This is a genomic window from Embleya sp. NPDC025285 (assembly GCF_055558835.1).
Window position 1 is genome coordinate 1 of record NZ_JBVHLU010000091.1, and the last position, 19,248, is coordinate 19,248.

Here is a 19,248-nt window from a genome sequence, read left to right on the forward strand (position 1 = left end):
CAGACGGCGCGCCCGTTTGGGGGGGGGGGAGGGGGCCCCCCCCCCCCCCCCCCCCCCCCCCCCCCCCCCCACCCCCCCCCCCCCGCTCGGGGGTTTCGGTGGCCGGGCGCCGTGCGTCGGTGGTGCGGCTGAGCGTGGACGTGGTCACGGCGGGCCCCCGGTCAGCGCAGTTTGCCGGAGACGAGCGAGCCGAGGTCGTTCATCGCCTGGTCGAAGCCGATCTTGCCGGTCCACAACTTCATCAGCAGTTCGTTGATGCTCGCCGTCAGCTCCGGGACACCGGCCTCCTCCGGGTAGTTGGCGAAGCCGCCGTCACGGGTGTCGATGAAGGTCTGCGCGTGCGCGGGGTAGCCCTCCATCACCACGCTGTCCGCGCCCTTGACCGAGGGCACCGCGTTGCCGCCGCCCTTCAGGCGCGTGGTCTGGCCGTCCTTGGAGACGAACTCGGACAGGAACGTCCAGGCCGCCTGCGCGTTCTTGGCGTCCTTGTTCAGCGCCAGGAAGGAGGTGCCCACCGTCTGCGGCATCAGCACGCCGGTCTGGGACGGGAACGGCACGATGTCGTAGTTGTCCTGCTGTCCCTTCTTGACGGTGTCGATCATCCATCGGCCGCCCGCGGAGAAACCGGCCTTGTGCTTGATGAACTGCACATCCGAGCCGTTGCCCTCGGGCAGGTTGTCGGCGACCAGGAAGGTCCCGTTCTGGTAGCCGTCGGCCAGGGTCTTCAATGCCTCGCGCGACTTGGGGTCGGTGTTGCCGACGAACTTGCCGCCGTCGTACACCTTGCCGCCGAAGCCGTTGATCATGCTGTAGGTCGAGCCGTACCAGTTGTAGAAGATCGAGCCGGCCTTGTCCGCCGCCTTGAGCTTGCGGTTCATCTCCAGGTAGGTGGCCATCGTCCACTTGCCCTGGGCGTTCAGCGTGGCCGGGTCCTCGGTGATGCCGGCGTCCTTGAGCGCCTGCTTGTCGTACCAGAGCACCTCGGGGTTGGCGTCGTTGGGTATGCCGTAGATCTGCCCGTCCTTCTTGGCGCCGCCGTACAGGCCGTCGAAGAAGTCCTCCGGCTTGGCCTTGCTGTCCGGGGCCGCCATCTTCTCGTTGAGCGGCGAGACCACCCCGGCGGAGACGAACTTCCCGATGAAGTCGTCGCCGACGTAGAACACGTCGGGCGCGGTCTTGGAGGAGAGCTGGGTGAGCAGCTTGGAGTGGTAGTCGCTGTAGGAGGGGACCGCCTGGAGCTTCAGCTTGATGTCGGGGTGGCGCTTGCCGAAGTCCTTCTCGAAGTCCTTGAACCGGGCGAGTTCCTCCGGGTTGCCCCAGGTCGACCAGGTGACGGTGGTCTTGCCGGAGCCGGAGCCGGAGCCGCTGCTCCCGCCGCAACCGGTGGTTGCGGCGAGTGCGGCACCGGCGGCCAGCACGGCGACGGTCTTCGCTGCGCGGGAAAATGACACGTTGTGCCTCCGGGGGGATGTGTGCGGGACGTACGCGTGCTGGGACCGGTCCCGGGCCCGTCGCCGCTGGCGACGACGGGAACGGGGCCGGGATGACTAGGCGAGGCCGCCGCCGTCTACGACGAGGGCGGTGCCGGTGATGTAGCTGGCCGCGTCGGAGGCCAGGAACAACACCGCGCGGGCGATCTCGTCGGGCGTGCCGGACCGGCCCATCGGGCGGTCCGCCGCGTCGGCTGCGAAGGCCGTCCAGTCCTCCGCCAACTGCCGGGCCTCCTCGCGCAACATCGGGGTGTCCGTGTCACCGGGGTTGACCGAGTTGACCCGGATGCCCGCCGCCGCGTGGTCGATCGCCAGGGCGCGGGTCATGTTGACCACGGCGGCCTTGGACGCGCAGTAGGAGATCGCGTTGCCGCCGCCCTTGAGCCCCCAGCCGGAACCGGTGTTGACGATGGAACCGCCGTCGCTCATCGCGGGGACGGCGTGCTTGCACATCAGGAAGACCGAGCGCACGTTGACCGCCATCACCCGGTCCCACTCGTCGACCGTGGTGCCGATCGCGTCCGCGCGCCGGATGATGCCGGCGTTGTTGAAGAGCACGTGCAGCCCGCCGAAGGTCTGCACCGCCGTCGACACCACGGACACGCAGTCCGCCTCGGCGGACACGTCCGCCTTGACCCCGACCGCCCGGGCGCCCTGCGCGGTGATCTCCTCCGCGGTGCGGGTCGCGGCCGCCGCGTCGATGTCGGCGATCACCACGTCCGCGCCCTCCGCGGCGAACATCAGCGCGGTGGCCCGGCCGATGCCCGAGCCGCCGCCGGTGACGATGGCGACCTTGCCGTGCAGGGATCCAGTCATCCCGTTCATCCGGAGCACTCCTCACTCGCAGGAACAATTCGATAGGGGACGCTCTCGCGGTAGCCCGTGATCACCTTGACGAAACCGCTCAACCGCGCGTCCGTGGCCGGGTCCCCGGTGTCCGCCAACAGCGGCCGGCCACCGAGCGCGGCCAGCTTGGTGCGGGTGGCGAGCACGGTCAGAGCGTGCACGCGGGCCAGCACCGACGGGCTGATCTGCTGGTTGCCGCGACCGAGCACGAAGCCCTGGCCGCCGATCACCGACACCACGGCATCCGTCTCGTGCCCGTCCACCAGGTCGAGCAGCGCGCGCTCGCTCAGGTCCACCCCGATCGGCAAGCCGTCGGCGACCACGTCCACGCCGAGCAGCGTGGACTCGGCGCCCAGCGCGCGGCCCACCGCTCGCGTGGTGGTGCCCGGGCCCAGGATGTAGCGCACGCCCGGGCGCATCCGGGCGACCACTTCGCGGGCGATGCCCTCGACGGTCTCCGGCGCGGCGCCCGAGGAGCCGGTCTTGCGGCCGGACAGCCGTACCCGGGCCGCGGGCACGGTCAGTGTGCCGTAGAGCCGGGGGCTGACCCGGCCCTCGCGGTAGGCCTGTTCGTCCAGGTCCACCACCTCGGCCTCGGCGGTGTCCCCGGCGAACTCGGCGGCGGCGTGGCCGGCCGCCGCCGGGCCGACCGCGAAGCAGCCGGAGTAGACCTTGACGCCCGCCGGAATGCCGAGCACCGGCGCGGTCGGCCCGGCGTCGAGCACGTCCCGCGCGGTACCGTCGCCGCCCGCGAACAGCAGCAGGTCCACCGCCGCCAACGCCCGGACGCCCGCCCGGGTGTCGGCGGACGAGGACGGCTCCCCCGGTGCGCACGCCACCAGCTCGGGTACCGCGCCGGCGGCGCGCACGGAGTTCTCGCCCATCGTGCCGGCCACGGTGACCACGACGGTGTCCGGGCGGGCGCTCAGGAGCGCGCGCACGGCCACCGCCGCGCGCTCCCCCGCCCGGGCGGTCGCGCCGCGGGCGAGCGCCTCGCGCTGCACGTCGGCGCCGTCGCTGCCCTTGAGCCCGGCCGCCCCGCCGAGGCCGGCCACCGGGTTGACGATCAGGCCGATTCTCATGACAGGTGCTTGCGGACGTAGGCCCGCCAGGTCATGGCCCACTGCTCCGGGTCGTCCAGGCAGGTCGGGTCGATCTTGTGCACGGTCTGGTTGTAGGGCGCGCCCTTGACGAACTCCGGTTCGCTGCGCGCCTCGTCCGCGACGTGCGCCAGGATCGCGGCGTACTCGTCCAGATCCTCCTTGGAGTACGACTCGGTCGGCTCCAGGGTGAACGGCTCGGGTACCAGGTACGGGTGATGGCTGGTCCAGTAGTGCACCCCGAAGTCGGCCGCGCGCACGCCGATCTCCTCCGAGTGCACGCCGGTGTCCTCGTACAGGCCCTGCCACGAGTAGCGGACCTGCTCCAGCCGGCGCTTGTCCCAGTGGGCGGAGGCGCCCGGGATCTGCAACACCTTGTGCATCAGGTAGTTGTTGTTCAGCACCGCCGTCTCGGCCACCTGCCGCAGGCCCTCGGCCCCCAGCGCCATGATCCACGCGTAGGCGCGCACCACGTTCTGGGTGACCCCCAGGTAGGGCCGGTTCTTGCCGATCGACTGCGGCCGGTCGGAGTCCAGGAAGTAGCGCTCGCCGTCGAACTCGATGGTGGGGCCGGGCATGAACGGCACCAGCTTCTCCGCGACGCCGCAGGCACCCGCGGCCGGACCGCCGGACGCGTGCGGCGTGGAGAAGGTCTTGTGCAGGTTGAAGTGGCACAGATCGAACCCGGCGTCGGCGGCCCGGGTGATGCCCAGGATGCCGTTCGCGTTGGCCTGGTCGTAGCAGGCCAACCCACCGACTCCGTGCACGAGTTCGACGAACTCGGCGATCCGGGGGTTGTAGATCCCGGTGTCCTCCGGGTTGGTGATCATCAGCGCGGCGGTGCGCGGGCCCACGGCCGCGCGCAGCGCCTCGATGTCCGGGTAGCCGTCGGCGTCCGGCATCAAAGTGATCACCTCGTACCCGGCGGTCTTGGGGGAGGCCGCGTTCGTGGGGTGCGAGAACATCGTGGTGATGACCTGGTCGCGCTGCTCGCCTTCGCCCCGGGAGGCGTGGTAGGCGCGGATCATCGCGATGTTGGCGTAGATCGCCGCCGAACCGGAGCCCGGTTGCAGGCTGACCCGGTCCAGACCGGAGATCTCCTTGAGCATCTGCTCCAGCTGCCAGTAGATCGCGAGCACGCCCTGCACACTGTCCTCGGGCTGTGCCGGGTGCAGTTCGGCGATCTTCGGGTCGCTGACGAACCGGTCGTTGATCTTGGGGCTGTACTTCATCGTGCAGGTGCCCTGGCCGACGGCGATGCCGAGGTCGACGCCCACGGTCTCCTGGGACAGTCGCATGTAGTGCCGGAGCACGTGCAGCTGGGACATCTGCGGCAGCGCGGGCGGCGTCTCGCGCCGTATCCCGGCGGGCAGTTCGACGGCGGGCACGCCCGCCTCGGGCACCCCGATGCCGCGCCGGCCGGGGCTGGAGTGATCGAAGATGATCGGCTCGTCCCAGCGCGCCTGGTGGAACCGGCGCAGCGGCGGCTTGGCCTCGATCGGCAACTTCGCGAAGGATTCTCCGACGGCACCCATCAGCCCTGCACCTCTCGTACCGCTCGCACCAGCGTGTCGATGTCGTCCTTGGTGTGCCGCTCGGTCACACAGACCAGCAGCGTTGTGGCGTCCAGCGCGATGCCGGCGTAGATGCCGTGTGCGCGCAGCGCGGTGAGCAGCGCGTCGGTGTCGGCCACCTCGATCGCGAACTCGCGGAAGTGCACGGCGGCGGCGTGCCGCACCCGTACCCCGGGGACCGCGGCGAGTTCGTCCATCGCGTAGCGGGTCCGGGCCAGGATCGTCTCGCCCAGTTCGCGCATGCCCTCCGGGCCCATCAGCGCAAGGTAGACGCCGGCCGTGATGCCCCACAGCGAGGCGGCGGTGCCCACCCATTCCTTGCCCTCCTCGCGCAGCGCGAAGGAGGTGCGGTCGTAGAAGACGTCGCCGAAGCCGTATTCGCCCGGCACCGCGGTCGGCGCGATGCCGAACAGACGCGAGGGGAACTCGGCGACCAGGCGCGGTTCGTCGCGGGTGGCGATGTAACCGGCGTGACCGCCACCGTAGTTCTGGTGCATGCCCAGCGACTGGATGTCGCCGCAGACGATGTCCGCGCCGAGCGTGGCGGGCGGGGCGAGCACGCCGAGCGAGATCGGGTCCGCGCTGACCACGAGCAACGCGCCTTCGGCGTGCGCGAGTTCGGCGATCTCGGCGGTCCGGGCCTCGACCACGCCGTAGAGGTTGGGGCTCTCCAGGTAGACCGCGGCGACGGTGTCGTCGACGGTGAAGGCGCCGGCCTCGCCGTTCTCGGCGACCGGGATCATGACGATCTCGATGTCGGGCGCGAGGAAGTCGTGCAGCTTGCTCAGCTTGTCCGCGCCGATCGCGGCGGTGACCAGCACCTTGGACCGGCCGGTGTAGCGCGCGGCCATCCGCAGCGCGGTGCCGGAGGCCTGGAAGCCGTCGTAGGTCGGGACGTTGACGACGTCCAGTTCCAGGAGTTCACCCATCATGCTGACGTACTCGAAGAGCGCCTGGAAGCGGCCGTGGTCCTCGTACGGTTCGCCCGCGTAGGCGGTGAGGAACTCGCCGCGCGAGTTGATCTCGTCGCACACGGCGGGCACGTGGTGCGGGTAGCAGCCGCCGCCGAGGAAGCTGAGCACCTCGGTGGTGTCGGTGTTGCGTCCGAGCAACCCGCGCATGTGCCGGACCAGTTCGGTTTCCGAGTTCATCGGCGCGGGCAGGTTGAGCGGCCGGTTCAGGCGCAGCGCGGCGGGGATGTCGGTGTAGAAGTCCTCGATGGACTCGACCCCGATCGCGGCCAGCATCTCGGCCCGCACGGCCGGCTCGGCATTGGGTATGTAGGGGTGGGTCACTTCTCTCCCTCGTGAGCGGTGCGCAGCACCACGGCGTCCCTGGGCCCGATTTCGATCGGGCCGTGCAGGTCGCGCCCGGTCAGCAGGTCCGTGCCGGGGGCGCGCAGGGTCAGTGCCGCGGTGGTCGTGCCGTGGTTGAGCAGGAACAGGTAGTCGGCGTCGGGCCCGGTCCGCAGGCACGCCTCGACGTCGGGCGGTACGTCCGCGACGGGGCGCACGCCGGCGCGGGTCAGTACGTCGGTCAGGATCGGGGTGACGTCGTCGAGGGCGCAGCCCACGTAGGTGGCCCGGCCGAGCCGGGTGATCGCGGGTTGTCCGGCCAGGTCGCCGCCCTCGTAGTCGGCGATCGGCGTGGCGCCCTCGGGTCGCAGCCACTCGGCCCACCGGGTCGCGGTGCCCGGGGTGCCGTCGGCGTACCGCACGCTCTGGCCCACTCCGTCGGCCAGCGGCCAGAACTCGTCGACGCTCAGGCCGAGCAGGTCGCGCAGCGGACCGGGTGCGCCGCCGGGGTGTACCCGGTCGGCGGAGTCGACCACGCCGCTGAACGGGCCGACGATCAGTTCGCCGCCGAACGCCCGCAGGTTCTCGGCCTGTTCGTCGGTGCACAGGTAGAGGTTGGGGGCGATGACCACGCGATACCCGGACAGGTCGCGGTCCGGCGGGGCCAGGTCCACGGTGATCCCGCGGGCGTGCAGCGGCGCGTACCAGGCGTTCAGGAGTCGCTTGAGTTCCAGCCGCTTGGACGGCATCGACTCGGGGGCCTCCAGGCCCCACCACGAGGACCAGTCCAGGAGCAGCGCGACGTCCGCGGCGGTGTGCGTGCCGGCGATCTCGGCGAGCTTTTGCAGGTCGCCGCCCAGGCGTAGCGTGTCCTGCCATCCGCGGGTTTGCACACCACCGTGCGGCAGGAGGGCGGAGTGGAACTTCTCCGGTCCGTACCGGGCCTGGCGCCACTGGAAGAACATCACCCCGTCGGCGCCGTGCGCGAGTGCCTGGAGGCTGTCCAGGCGCATCTTGCCGGGCGGCTTGGGCACGTTGACCTCACGCCAGCTCACCGCGCTCGGGGCCTGTTCCAGCAGCAGCCACGGGCGCCGCTTGAGCGAGCGCATCAGGTCGTAGCTCACCGCGATGCCCACGTGCGAGGTGGGGTCGGCCGGGTCGGGGTAGGCGTCGTCGCTGACGATGTCCTCGGCGCCGGCCCACTTCCAGTAGTCCAGCCCGTGCAGGATGCTCATGAAGTTCGTGGTCACCGGGATGTCCGGGGTGACCTCGCGCAGCACGCTCTTCTCCGCCTCGAAGCACTCCAGGAGCGCGTCCGAGCAGAACCGCCGCCAGTCCAGCACCTGGGCCGGGTTGACCGGGCCCGGTGCCTTGCGCGGCGGGGCGATCTGCTCGAAGTCGGTGTAGTGCTGGCCCCAGCAGGAGGTGCCCCAGGCGGCGTTGAGGCCGTCGATGTCCTGGTATCGCTCGCTCAGCCAACGCCGGAAGTGCCGGGCGGACTCGTCGCAGAAGCATTCGAGCGTGTGGTCCGCGTACTCGTTCCCGATATGCCACATGGCCAGGGCGGGGTGCTCGGCGTAGCGCTCGGCCATCGCCCGGGCCAACCGGACGGTGGCCGCGCGGAAGATCGGCGAGCTGGGGCAGTAGCCCTGGCGGGAGCCGAACTCCAGCCGGGTGCCGTTCGCGTCGACCGGCAGCAGCTCCGAGTGCTCGCGAACCAACCACGGCGGCGGGGTCGCGGTCGCGGTGGCCAGGTCGGCGGCGATGCCGTGCTCGTGCAGCAGGTCGAGCACCCGGTCCAGCCAGCCGAAGTCGTACTCCCCGGGGCGCGGTTCCAGCCGTGACCAGGAGAAGACCGCGACGGTGGCCATGTTCACGCCCGCCTCGACCATCAGCTTGGCGTCCTCGGCCCAGACCTCCTCCGGCCACTGTTCGGGGTTGTAGTCACCCCCGAACAGCAATCCCGGCACTCGCGTCAACCGCACGTCGACCTCCCGTTCATGTATTCTGTATTCATAATTCAAGGTGTGTGCGGTGCGTTATGTCAAGCACCAGATATCGACGCCGATCAACACGAGGAGTAACCGACACATGGCCATCCAGCGGCGACCTCTGCGGGAGCAGATCCGCGAGGAGTTGCTTCTGCGCCTCGACAGAGGCGACTTCGCGGCAGGCAAGGACATCAACGAGGTGGTGCTCGCGGCCGAGTTGGGCGTGAGTCGCACTCCCCTGCGCGAAGCCCTGATCACCCTGGCCGGCGAAGGCGTCCTGGAGAGCAATCAGGGGCGCGGCTTCCGGTTCGCACCGGTCAGCAGCAAGGAGTTCCGCGAGCTGTGCGAAATCGTCGCGGGTCTGGAGTCACTCGCACTGGAGCTCTCCGATCCGGATGAACTCCGGGAAATGGCACCGGAGTTGCTGCGTCTGGCCCGGGGCTTCCCGGATCCGGTGGCGGAGCAGTCGGAGATCGAGTGGCACGACGACGAGTGGCACGATCTGCTGCTCGGGAAATGCCCCAACGAGCGGTTGCTGGACCTGGTGACCAGCGTGAAGGCGGGCATGCGCCGCTACACCCACCTGATCGCGGGCGAGGACACGCTGTTGGAGCGCGAGGCCGAGGAGCACTGCCGGATCGCCGAGCACCTGCGCGCCGGTGACGTGCCGGCCGCCACGGCGGCGCTGCGCGACAACTGGATCAGCGGCATGGAGCGGATGACCGGCCGGATCCCGGTGAACCCGGAGTCGGCCTGATCGTCCGCGCGCCGCTTCGGCGGGCCGCCTTCGTCCACGAGACGAAGCCGACCCGCCCTGTGGCGTGCCCGGAGCCGGGCGGTCGGGATGCGCTCGCACCGAGGCGCCGGGTGCCGGCAGCGCGGCGGTGATCAGATCGAGGCGTCGGGGGCGAGCAATGCGGCGGTGATCAGGTCGACGACGGCCGGCCGGTGCTCGTTGAGGTAGAAGTGTCCGCCCGGGAAGACGGACATGTCCGCGGTACCCACCGTGGTGTGCTCGCGCCAGGCCCGGGCCTCGTCCACCGTGACCTTCGGGTCGGCGTCGCCCACCAGGACCGTGATCGGGCAGTCCACCCGGGCCCCGGGGCGCACCACGTGGCGCTCGATCGCCCGGTAGTCGGCACGCAACGACGGCAGCACCATCCGCAGCACGTCGTCGTCCAGCAGTACGCCCGGCTCGGTGCCGTTGAGCAGCAACAATTCGTCGATCAGCCCCGCGTCGTCGCGCAGGTGCACGGTCTCGGTCCGGTGCCGCCCGGGCGCCCGGCGGCCCGAGACGAACAGCCGGCTCGGTCCGACCGCGCCCGGGCGCGCGCCGAGCCGCAGCGCCACCTCGAAGGCCAGCGTCGCGCCCATGCTGTGCCCGAAGAAGGCCGGCGGTCGGTCGGCCCACGCGGGCATGATCTCGGCGATCTCGTCGGCGAGCCGCGCCAGGTCGTCGACGCAGGGCTCGTGCCGGCGATCCTGGCGCCCGGGATACTGCACCGCGAGCACCTCGACCGAGGGGGCCAGGGCCTTGGCGAAGGCGAAGAAGAAGCTCGCCGAGCCGCCCGCGTGCGGGAAACAGACCAGCCGGGGACGTCCCTCGGGGGTCGGGTGATAGCTCCGCAGCCAGGTGCCCTGCGCGGAGGTGGTGACGTTCATCGCATGCCCTCGTCTTCGGTGAGTACAAAGGCCGCGCGGCGCCCCGCCCCGACCCGGCCGCGTTCGGCGACGGGCGGGGCGGGGCGGGCGGGGCCGGGTGGTCGGGTCAGGCCCAGGTCACGTCCAGCGGCAGCTTCAGCGGCGCGAACGACGAGCGCGCGTCGTGCGGGACGGCGCCCGCGCCCGCGAACTCGGTGAAGCGGCCGAACAGCACCTCCAGCACGGTCTTGCACTCCAACCGGGCCAGCGGTGCGCCGATGCAGTGGTGGATGCCGCGCCCGAAACTCAGGTGCGCGTTGGGCGTGCGGCGGATGTCGAACCGGTCGGCGTCGGGGAACTGGCCCGCGTCCCGGTTGGCCCCGGACAACCACAACACCAGTGAGGCCCCGGCCGGCACCAGGCCGCCGCCGACCGTCGCCTCGCGCAGCGCCAGCCGCTCCTGGCGGACCGAGGGGGTGCGAAAGCGCAGCACCTCCTCGATCGCGCCGGGCAGCGCGTCCGGTTCGCGGCGGATCTCGGTAATCGCGTCGCGGTGGTCGTCCAGGCAGGACAGCGTGGCGCTGATCATCAGCGTGGTCATGATGTGCCCGGCCAGGAGCAGCATGCCGACGAAGCCGACGATCTCCTCGTCCTCGAGGTGCTCGCCGTCGATCTCGGCGGCGATCAGGTTGCTGGTGAGGTCGCCGTTCGGGTTGGCCCGGCGGCTGCGGATGTGGTCGAGCAGGTAGGCGTTCATCTCCCGCAGGGTCAGCGTCAGGCTGCTCAGCACCTCGCCGTCGGGCGCCGCGGTCACCTCGCCGCCGATGCCCAGGAGCGCGTCGGCCCACCGCTGGAAGGTGGCCCGGTCGCTGGTCGGGACGCCGATCAGTTCGGCGATCACGATCACCGGCAGCGGGTAGGCCAGGTCGCCGACCAACTCGATCCGATCCCGGTCCTGCACCGCGTCCAGCATCTCGTGCGCGATCTCGGCCACCCGCGGCGCCAGCTTCCCGACCACCTTGGGGGTGAACGCCTGACTGACCAGCCCGCGCAGCTTGCGGTGCTGGGGCTCGTCCATGCTGATGAACAGGCCCTTCTTGAACACGTCGAACTCGGCGTGCCGGGGCGAGAGATCACGCAGGTCCGAGGAGAAGGTGGTGTGGTCGTTCAGTACGTCGAGCACGTCGCGGTAGCGAAAGACGTGCCAGTTGCCCTTTTCGTCCTGCCACGGTCCGTCCTTCGCGCGCCGCTCGGCGAGCCAGTCCAGCATCTCGGCGTGCCCGGAGGGCGGTTCGGTCCAGGCGGTGGTGGTTCCGAAGGTGGTCAACGTCGTGCCCTGCTTTCTTGCTCGTCTGTGTCGATCCGCACGGGGTACTCGGGGTTCTCGGTGATCTCGGGGATCTCCGGGTGCTCGCGGATCTCGGGGTTCTCGGGGGTTCCCGGGTTTCCGGGTGTCTCCGGGTTCTCTGCGGTCGCCGGTGCCTCCTCGTCGGGGTTCTTGGTCTGCTCGCCCTGCGGCCCGGCGTTGATCAGCACGCCCGCGAGGACCGCGCACAGGAGCAGGATTCCGGTGGCCCACCCGCAGGCGACCGCGTAGCCGTGCACGGTCGCCCGGGCCCGGTCCGCGGCCTGGACCAAGTCGCCCCGACCGCCGGCGTAGGAGGCGGTGGCGCTGGTGGCGATCGTGTTCAGCAGCGCCGTGCCGATCGAGCCGCCCAATTGTTGGGACGTGGTGGTGAACGCCGAGACGGTGCCGGTGTACCGGGGTTCGACGGCGTTCATCGTGCTGGCGACCGACGGCATCAAGGTGATGCCGGAGCCGATGCCCAGCAGGAGCAGCGCGGGCAGCACGCCGGTGACGTAGGTGCTGTCCGGGGTGAGCCGGGTCAGCACCAGCAGGCCCGCCGCGGACAGCACCAGGCCGGGCACGATCAGCACCCGCGCGGGCAGCCGGGGCAGCAGTCGGGCCGCGATCAGCATCGCCGACAACACCACCGCGACCGCCATCGGCAACATCGCCACCCCGGTGCGCAGGGGCGAGTAGCGCATGATGCCCTGGAGTTGGTAGGTCAGCACCAGGAACATGCCGAACATGCCGATCGCGGTCAGCCCGATGGTGACGAACGCCGCGGCCCGGTTGCGGTCGGCGAGCACCGCCATCGGCAGCAGCGGGTCCGCCGATCGGCGCTGGCGCAGCACGAAGGCGGCCAGGAGCACGATCGCGACCGGGATGAGCGCCCACACCCGGGTGGATCCCCAGCCGTGTGCGCCCGCCTCGGTGAGCAGGTACACCAGCGCGACCATCGAGCCGCTGCCCAGTGCCACGTCGAACAGGCCCAGTCGGCCCGTACTCGCGCGCTCCGCGGCGGACGAGTCCTCGCGCGGCAGTACCGCCAGGCCCGCGATCAGCGCACCCACCGCGATCGGCGAGTTCAGGTACAGGCACCAGCGCCAGTCCAGGTACTGCGTGCACAACCCGCCGACCACCAGGCCGAGCGCGCCGCCCGCGGCGAGCACCGCGCCGTACACGCCGAACGCGCGGGCGCGTTCCTTGGTCCCGGTGAACGTCGTGGTCAGCAGGGCCAGCGCGGACGGCGCCAGCAGCGCGGAGAACAGCCCCTGCGCGGCGCGCGCGGCGATCAGCGTGCCGGCGTTCGCGGCGGCACCGCCGGCGGCGGACGCGATGGCGAACCCGGTCAGCCCCACCAGCAGGCCCCGGGTACGCCCGATCCGGTCGGAGATCCGGCCGCCCGCGAGCAGGAAGCCGCCGAAGGCCAGCGTGTAGGCGGTGATCACCCACTGCCTGCCCGCGTCCGACAGGCCCAACTCGCGCTGCGTGGAGGGCAGCGCGATGTTCACCACGGTGACGTCCAGCACCACCATCAGTTGCGCCGTGGCGACCACCGCGAGGATCGCGCCCCGGCTGCCGCCCGCTCGGGGCGCCCGCCGGATCACGACCGCGTGGCCGGGGTGGCGGCGGCGACGTCGGGCAGGTCCTCGGCCGGCGGCGGGTCGTCCAGGGTCTGTCGGGTGGCCTTCGCGTTGATCAGTACTGCGGCGACCACGGCCGCGAACACCATCAGTCCGGCGGACCACATGGTGGCCACCCGGAAGCCGTGTCCGTCCGCCAGGACGGTGGCCTGGTCGTGGTGTTGCAGGACGTAGGAGGCGGTCGCGGTGGTGGCGATGGTGTTGAACAGCGCGGTGCCCATCGCGCCGCCGAGTTGTTGCGCGGCGAACGTGAACGCCGACACCGAGCCCGCGTCGCGCGGGTGCAGTCCGCTCAGCGCGGCGTTGGTGGCCGGGATGTGCACGATGCCCAGGGTGAAGCCGAGCAGCACCAGCGCGGGCAGGATCAGCAGCGGGTACGAACTGTTCTCGTCCATCTGCGCGAACATCACCATCGCCACCGCGCCGGCGATCAGTCCGGGCACGATCATCGTGCGCGGCGCGACCACCGGTTGGAGCTTGCTGATCACCCCGGCGGAGATCACCGTCGCCACGGTCAGCGGCACACAGGCCAACCCCGCCTCCACCGGCGAGTAGTCCATGATCACCTGGAGCTGGTAGGTCAGGAACAGGTACAGCCCGAACGGGCCCAGCGCGCCGAGCGCGATCACGATCAGCGCGCCCGCCCGGCTGCGGTCGGCCAACAACCGCAGTGGCAACAGCGGTTGGGTCGCCTTGGACTGGCGGATCGCGAAGCCCGCGAGCAGGACCACCGAGCCGACCAGCAGGGTGACCGCCTCGGTGGAGCCCCACCCGTTGGCGCCGGCCGTGCTGATCCCGTACATCAGCGCCACCATGCCGCCGCCGCCGAGCACCGCGCCGGGCAGGTCGAGCGCGGTCTCCCGGTGGCCCCGGGTGTCCGGCAGCACGATCAGCGCGCCGACCACCGCGATCACCGCGATCGGCACGTTCAGGTACAGGCACCAGCGCCAGCTCAGGTACTCGGTGAGGCCGCCGCCGGCCACCATGCCCAGGCCGCTGCCCGCCGCGACGATCGCGGTGTACAGGCCGAACGCCCGCCCGCGTTCCTTGGGTTCGGTGAACGTGGTGGTCAGGATGGCCAGTGTGGACGGGGCCAGGATCGCGCCGAACACGCCTTGCACGGTGCGCGCGGTGACCAGGAACTCGGTGTTCTGCGCGAGGCCGGCCACCAGCGAGGACGCGGCGAAGCCGACCAGGCCCACCAGCAGGGTGCGGCGGTAGCCGACCCGGTCCGCGATCCGTCCGCCCAGTGGCAACAGGCTGCCGTAGGCGACCATGTAGGCCGCCGCGAGCAGGTGCCGGCTGGAGTCGGACATGCCCAGGTCACGCTGTGCCCAGGGCAGGATGAGGTTCACCAGCGAGGTGTCCAGCGCCACCATCAACTGGGCGAGGCCGATCACCACCAGGATCAGGGCCTTGCTGCGCTCCGCCGGCGGGGCGGCGGGTTTCGCTGCGCTCGTGGTCATTGTGTGTGTTGCCTCTCTCCGGCCTGGACCGGATCCGACCGGGTTCGACTCGGTGGGTGATGTGCGCGGACGGTCCGGATCAGAGCGGGATGTTGCCGTGCCGGCCTCGGTCGGCGGGCGCTCCGGCCAGCGCCTGGGCCAGCCGGAAGCGGGTCTCGTCGGGTTCGATCACCTCGTCCACCACCCCGATGTCCAGCGCCCGGCTCACCCCGCCGGAAGCCTGTTCGTGTTCGGTGACCAGGCGGGCCAGCAGTGCGGGACGGTCCGCCTCGGCGGTGGCCGCGATCTTCTTGCGGTGCAGCACGCCGACGGCCGCCTCCGCGCCCATCACCGCGACTTCGGCCTCCGGCCACGCGTACACCGCGGTCGCGCCCAGCGAACGGGAGTTCATCGCGATGTAGGCGCCGCCGTAGGACTTGCGGGTCACCAGGGTCACCCGCGGTACCACCGCGGCGGCGAACGCGTGCAACAGCTTGGCGCCGCGCCGGATCACCCCGCCCCACTCCTGGCCGACCCCGGGCAGATAGCCGGGCACGTCCACCAGGACCACCAGCGGTACGCCGAGCGCGTCGCACATCCGGACGAACCGCGAGGACTTCTCCGCGGACAGCGAGTCCAGGCAACCGCCTTTGCGCAGCGGGTTGTTGGCGATCACCCCGACGGTTCCGCCGGCGAGCCGGCCGAAGCCGATCACGATGTTCGCGGCCCAGCGCGCCTGGAGTTCCAGGAACGCCCGGTCGTCCAGGAGTTCGCGGACCAGCGGGTGCACGTCGTAGGCGCGCCGGGGCCGGTCCGGTAACAGTCGCCGGGGGTTCTCCGCGGCCTCACCGACGACCGCCGCCGGGTCGGGCCGGCCCGGGCGGCTCAGCAACTCCACGAGTGTGCGCGCCTGTTCGATCGCCTCGGCCTCGGATGCCGTGGTCACGTGCGCGACCCCGGACTGGCGGCCGTGTGCCTCGGCGCCGCCGAGTCCGACCATGTCGATCTGCTCCCCGGTGACGCTGCGCACCACGTCCGGGCCGGTGACGAACATCCGGCCGGTCTCCGCCATCACCACGATGTCGGTGAGCGCGGGACCGTACGCGGCGGCGCCCGCGGCCGGGCCGAGCACCACGGAGATCTGCGGCACCAGGCCCGAGGCGCGGGTCATCGCGGCGAACATCCGGCCCACGCCGTCCATCGAGGCCACGCCGTCGGCGAGTTTGGCCCCGCCGGAGTGCCAGAGCCCGATCACCGGCAGGCCCCGGTCCACCGCGTCGTCGATCGCGGCGATGATCCGGTCCGCGCCGGGCGAGCCCAGCGCGCCGCCCATCCGGGTGGCGTCGGTGCAGTAGGCGAGCACCGGCAGGCCGTGCACGCTGCCCTCGGCGGTGAGTACGCCGCTGTCGTCGCGGGGTTCGCGCGGGAGCAGGGTGTCCGGGTCGAACAGTGCGGCCAGGCGTAGTTCGGGATCGCGCGGATCCGGGGCTTCGGGCGTCCCGGTTCGGGTCGGATCGGTCGCGGTGGTCATCGGTGGCCTTCCTGGGTGAGGTCCGGCACGGCGTCGTCGGCCGAGGCGGCGGAGCGGGCCAACTCGTCGGCGATGAAGCCGGCCACCAGCGCCGAGTTGTTGTAGTCGTAGATCAGCGTCGGGTTCAGCTCCAGGCCGGTCGCCTCGGCCAGCCGCTTGGTCAGTTCGACCGCGGTCAGCGACGCGAAGCCCAGGTCGAGGAACTCGCTGTCCGGTTCGATCGCGTCGGGATCGGGGTGGCCGAGCACGGCGGCCACGTGTTCGCGCACCACCTCGCCCAGCGCCCGCACCCGCTCGTCCGGGGAGAGCACGGCCAGCCGGGCGGGCAGCGCCTGCGAGCGCGCGTCGGACTCGGCCCGCTCGGGCAGGTCGTCGGGCAGACCCGGGGCCGATTCCCGGTCCTCCATCCGCCGCCGGTACCAGTCGGCCAGCAGCGGCAGCGCCGACTCCAGCAGCGCCTGTTCGTCCTCCGCGTCCAGCTCGCGGGCCAGTGCCGCCGCGTCCTCGCGCTCGACGGCGTGCCACAGCGGCGAGTCGGCCGCCGTGGGGCCGAATCCGGGTCGATCCTCCAGCCAGTAGCGGCGGCGCTGGAACGGATAGGTCGGCAGCTCCACCCGGCGTCCCCGCCGCGGCGCGAACACCCGCGACCAGTCCACCGCGACCCCGCGCACGTGCACGTGGGCCAGCGCCTCGGCGACCGCGCGGGGCTCGGGCCGGTCCTTGCGCAGCAGTGGCACCACCACCGCGTCCGGGACGTCGGTCAGGCACTGTCCGGCCATCGCGCTGAGCACGCCGTCCGGGCCCAGTTCGACGAAGGTGCCCACACCCTGCCCGACCAGGGCGCGCACCCCGTCGTGGAAGCGCACCGCCTCGCGGACGTGTCGCACCCAGTAGTCCGGCGAACCCAACTCGTCGGCGGTCGCGGGCCGCCCGGTCAGGTTGGAGATCACCGGGATCTCCGGTTCGCGCGCCTCCAGCGCGGCGGCCACCCGGCGGAACTCGGCCGCCATCGGGTCCATGTGCGGCGAGTGGAAGGCGTGGCTCACCCGCAGCCGGGTGGCCTTGCGACCACGCTCGGCCCACTCCCGGGCAGCCGCCGCCACCGCGTCCGCGTCGCCGGAGAGCACCACCGAGTGCGGCCCGTTCACCGCCGCCACGGCCAACCCACCCCGGTGGTCCGCGATCGCGGCGTTCGCCTCCTCCTCCGTCGCCTGGATCGCCAGCATCGCGCCGCCCGCCGGCAGCGCCTGCATCAGCCGCCCGCGCGCGGCCACCAGCGCCGCCGCGTCCGGCAACGACCAGACACCGGCCACGTGCGCGGCGGCGAGCTCGCCGATCGAGTGGCCGAGCAGGTGGTCCGGCCGCAGCCCCCAGCTCCACGCGAGCCGGAACAGCCCCACCTCCAACGCGAACAGCCCGGCCTGGGTGTACACCGTGCGGTCCAGGAGCGCCGCCGTCGGCGTACCCTCCCCGGCCGCGAGCACCTCCGTCAGCGGCACCTCGACGTGCCCGGCCAGCCGCAGGTCCAGTTCGGCGCACGCGGCGTCGAACGCCTCGGCGAACACCGGCTCCGTCTCGCGCAACAACCGGCCCATCCGCGGTCGCTGGCTGCCCTGTCCGCTGAACAGGAAGCCCAGGCCGCTCGGGCGGGCCACGGTGGTGCCGGTGCGCCCGGTGATCACCGCGGCGCCGCTCTGCCCACGTGCGAGCGTCTTGAGCGCGCCGGCCAACTCCTCCTGATCGGCGGCCACCAGCACCGCCCGGTGGCCGAACACCGCCCGGGTGTGCGCCTGCGACCAGGCGATGTCGGCGATCCGCTCTTCGGGCCGCAGTCGGATGTGCAGGCCCAGGCGCAGCGCCTGGTCGCGCAGCGCGTCGGCGGAGCGCGCCGACAGCAGCACCGGCACCGGCACGCCGTCCGGGACCGGGTCGCGCTCGTCCTCGGCGGGGGCGGGCGGCTGTTCCAGGATCGCGTGCGCGTTGGTGCCGCTGATCCCGAACGAGGACACGCCCGCGCGGCGCGGCCGGCCGGTGTCCGGCCACGCCATCGACTCGGTGAGCAGGCGTACCGCGCCCGAGGACCAGTCCACGTGCTCAGAGGGCTCGTCCACGTGCAGCGTGCGTGGCAGTACGCCGTGCCGCATCGCCTGCACCATCTTGATCACCCCGGCCACCCCCGCGGCGGCCTGGGTGTGCCCCAGGTTGGACTTCAACGAGCCCAGCCACAGGGGTTGTTCGGCGGGCCGGTCGCGGCCGTAGGTGGCCAGCAGCGCGTGCGCCTCGATCGGGTCGCCCAACGTGGTGCCGGTGCCGTGCGCCTCGACCGCGTCCACCTGCTCCGGGGTCAGCCGGGCCGCCTCCAGGGCCTGCCGGATCACCCGCTGCTGGGCGGCGCCGTTGGGCACGGTCAGGCCGGTGCCGCCGCCGTCGGAGTTGACCGCGGTGCCCCGGACCAGGGCGAGCACGGGATGCCCGTGCCGCCGCGCGTCCGACAACTTCTCCAGCAGCAACATGCCCGCGCCCTCGGACCAGCCGGTGCCGTCCGCCGCGTTCGCAAACGACTTGCACCGACCGTTGGGGGCCAGCCCGCGCTGCCGGCTGAACTCGAGGAACACCCCCGGGGTGAACATCACCGTGACGCCACCGGCCAGGGCCAGCGAGCAGTCGCCCCGGCGCAGCGCCTGGGCCGCCCAGTGCAGCGCGACCAGCGAGGACGAGCAGGCCGTGTCCAGGGTCACGGCCGGCCCCTCCAGGCCGAGCGCGTAGGCCACCCGACCCGACGCGATGCTGCCCGCGTTGCCGTGCCCCAACTGGCCTTCCATGCCCTCGGGCACGGATCGCAGCCGGGTCGCGTAGTCGTGGTACATCAGCCCGGTGAACACGCCGGTCGAGCGCGCGTCGGGTGAGCCCGGGTCGATGCCGGCCCGCTCGAACGCCTCCCACGCGGTCTCCAGGAGCAGACGCTGCTGCGGATCGGTGGCCAGCGCCTCGCGCGGCGAGATGCCGAAGAAGCCGGCGTCGAACTCGGCCGCGTCGTACAGGAAGCCGCCCTCGCGGGTGTATGTCTTGCCCGGCCGGTCCGGGTCCGGGTCGTACAGGTCGGCCACGTCCCAACCGCGGTCGCTGGGGAATTCGCTGATCGCGTCACCGCCGGCGTGCACCAGTTGCCACAGGTCCTCGGGCGAGTTCACTCCACCCGGGTAGCGGCAGCTCATCCCGACGATCGCGATCGGTTCGGCGTCCCGCTCCTCCAGGGCACGGATGCGCTGGTGCGCGCGGCGCAGGTCGCCGGTGACCCGCTTGAGGTAGTCCAGCAGTTTCTGTTCTTCGGTTTCCGACATTTC

At 71.8% G+C, this 19,248-nt stretch carries 13 protein-coding genes; 1 reads left to right on the forward strand and 12 read right to left on the reverse strand.

The window, feature by feature from the left end:
* Positions 1–161: 161 nt before the first annotated feature.
* The 6 genes from ACZ4FV_RS40075 to ACZ4FV_RS40100 all read right to left on the reverse strand — a co-directional run bounded on the left by ACZ4FV_RS40075 (position 162) and on the right by ACZ4FV_RS40100 (position 8,290).
* The gene (locus tag ACZ4FV_RS40075) at positions 162–1,451 is read right to left on the reverse strand and encodes an ABC transporter substrate-binding protein (protein ID WP_395867235.1); all 1,290 of its coding nucleotides are present in this window, start codon (positions 1,449–1,451) and stop codon (positions 162–164) included.
* Between the two features lie 96 nt (positions 1,452–1,547).
* Positions 1,548–2,315 (reverse strand): SDR family NAD(P)-dependent oxidoreductase, encoded by a 768-nt coding sequence (locus ACZ4FV_RS40080; RefSeq protein WP_391588289.1) that lies wholly within the window; start codon positions 2,313–2,315, stop codon positions 1,548–1,550.
* Positions 2,312–3,418 carry an ATP-NAD kinase family protein gene (locus ACZ4FV_RS40085; RefSeq protein WP_465325621.1) on the reverse strand — a complete coding sequence of 369 codons (1,107 nt, stop codon included), beginning with the start codon at positions 3,416–3,418 and terminating at the stop codon, positions 2,312–2,314. The genes ACZ4FV_RS40080 and ACZ4FV_RS40085 overlap by 4 nt, the downstream gene beginning before the upstream one ends.
* Positions 3,415–4,971: an aminomethyl-transferring glycine dehydrogenase subunit GcvPB gene (gcvPB, locus tag ACZ4FV_RS40090; protein WP_395867231.1), complete on the reverse strand. Its 1,557-nt coding sequence runs from the start codon at positions 4,969–4,971 to the stop codon at positions 3,415–3,417. Before gcvPB ends, ACZ4FV_RS40085 begins: the two co-directional genes overlap by 4 nt.
* On the reverse strand, positions 4,971–6,305 hold the full coding sequence (gcvPA, locus tag ACZ4FV_RS40095; RefSeq protein WP_465325623.1) for an aminomethyl-transferring glycine dehydrogenase subunit GcvPA: 1,335 nt from the start codon (positions 6,303–6,305) through the stop codon (positions 4,971–4,973). The genes gcvPB and gcvPA overlap by 1 nt, the downstream gene beginning before the upstream one ends.
* Entirely contained in the window at positions 6,302–8,290 is a 1,989-nt protein-coding gene (locus ACZ4FV_RS40100; protein WP_395867227.1) for a beta-galactosidase, read from the reverse strand. The genes gcvPA and ACZ4FV_RS40100 overlap by 4 nt, the downstream gene beginning before the upstream one ends.
* 106 nt (positions 8,291–8,396) lie before the next feature.
* Between ACZ4FV_RS40100 and ACZ4FV_RS40105 the strand changes: the two genes are divergently transcribed.
* The gene (locus ACZ4FV_RS40105; protein ID WP_395867226.1) at positions 8,397–9,053 is read left to right on the forward strand and encodes a GntR family transcriptional regulator; all 657 of its coding nucleotides are present in this window, start codon (positions 8,397–8,399) and stop codon (positions 9,051–9,053) included.
* A 131-nt stretch (positions 9,054–9,184) separates the two neighbouring features.
* On the opposite strand, the gene ACZ4FV_RS40110 is transcribed toward ACZ4FV_RS40105, so the two are convergent.
* From ACZ4FV_RS40110 to ACZ4FV_RS40135, 6 genes are all read right to left on the reverse strand, one after another.
* Positions 9,185–9,958 carry a thioesterase II family protein gene (locus ACZ4FV_RS40110; RefSeq protein WP_465325627.1) on the reverse strand — a complete coding sequence of 258 codons (774 nt, stop codon included), beginning with the start codon at positions 9,956–9,958 and terminating at the stop codon, positions 9,185–9,187.
* Between the two features lie 106 nt (positions 9,959–10,064).
* Positions 10,065–11,264, reverse strand: a complete 1,200-nt coding sequence (locus ACZ4FV_RS40115) for a cytochrome P450 (RefSeq protein ID WP_395867222.1) — start codon at positions 11,262–11,264, stop codon at positions 10,065–10,067.
* A complete protein-coding gene (locus ACZ4FV_RS40120) occupies positions 11,261–12,892 on the reverse strand; it encodes an MFS transporter (protein WP_395867220.1) in 1,632 nt (543 codons plus the stop codon). Before ACZ4FV_RS40120 ends, ACZ4FV_RS40115 begins: the two co-directional genes overlap by 4 nt.
* On the reverse strand, positions 12,889–14,394 hold the full coding sequence (locus ACZ4FV_RS40125) for a DHA2 family efflux MFS transporter permease subunit (RefSeq protein ID WP_395867218.1): 1,506 nt from the start codon (positions 14,392–14,394) through the stop codon (positions 12,889–12,891). Before ACZ4FV_RS40125 ends, ACZ4FV_RS40120 begins: the two co-directional genes overlap by 4 nt.
* Positions 14,395–14,473: 79 nt before the next feature.
* Positions 14,474–15,904, reverse strand: a complete 1,431-nt coding sequence (locus tag ACZ4FV_RS40130) for an acyl-CoA carboxylase subunit beta (protein WP_395867216.1) — start codon at positions 15,902–15,904, stop codon at positions 14,474–14,476.
* Positions 15,901–19,245: a type I polyketide synthase gene (locus ACZ4FV_RS40135; RefSeq protein WP_465325631.1), complete on the reverse strand. Its 3,345-nt coding sequence runs from the start codon at positions 19,243–19,245 to the stop codon at positions 15,901–15,903. The genes ACZ4FV_RS40130 and ACZ4FV_RS40135 overlap by 4 nt, the downstream gene beginning before the upstream one ends.
* Positions 19,246–19,248 lie beyond the last annotated feature (3 nt).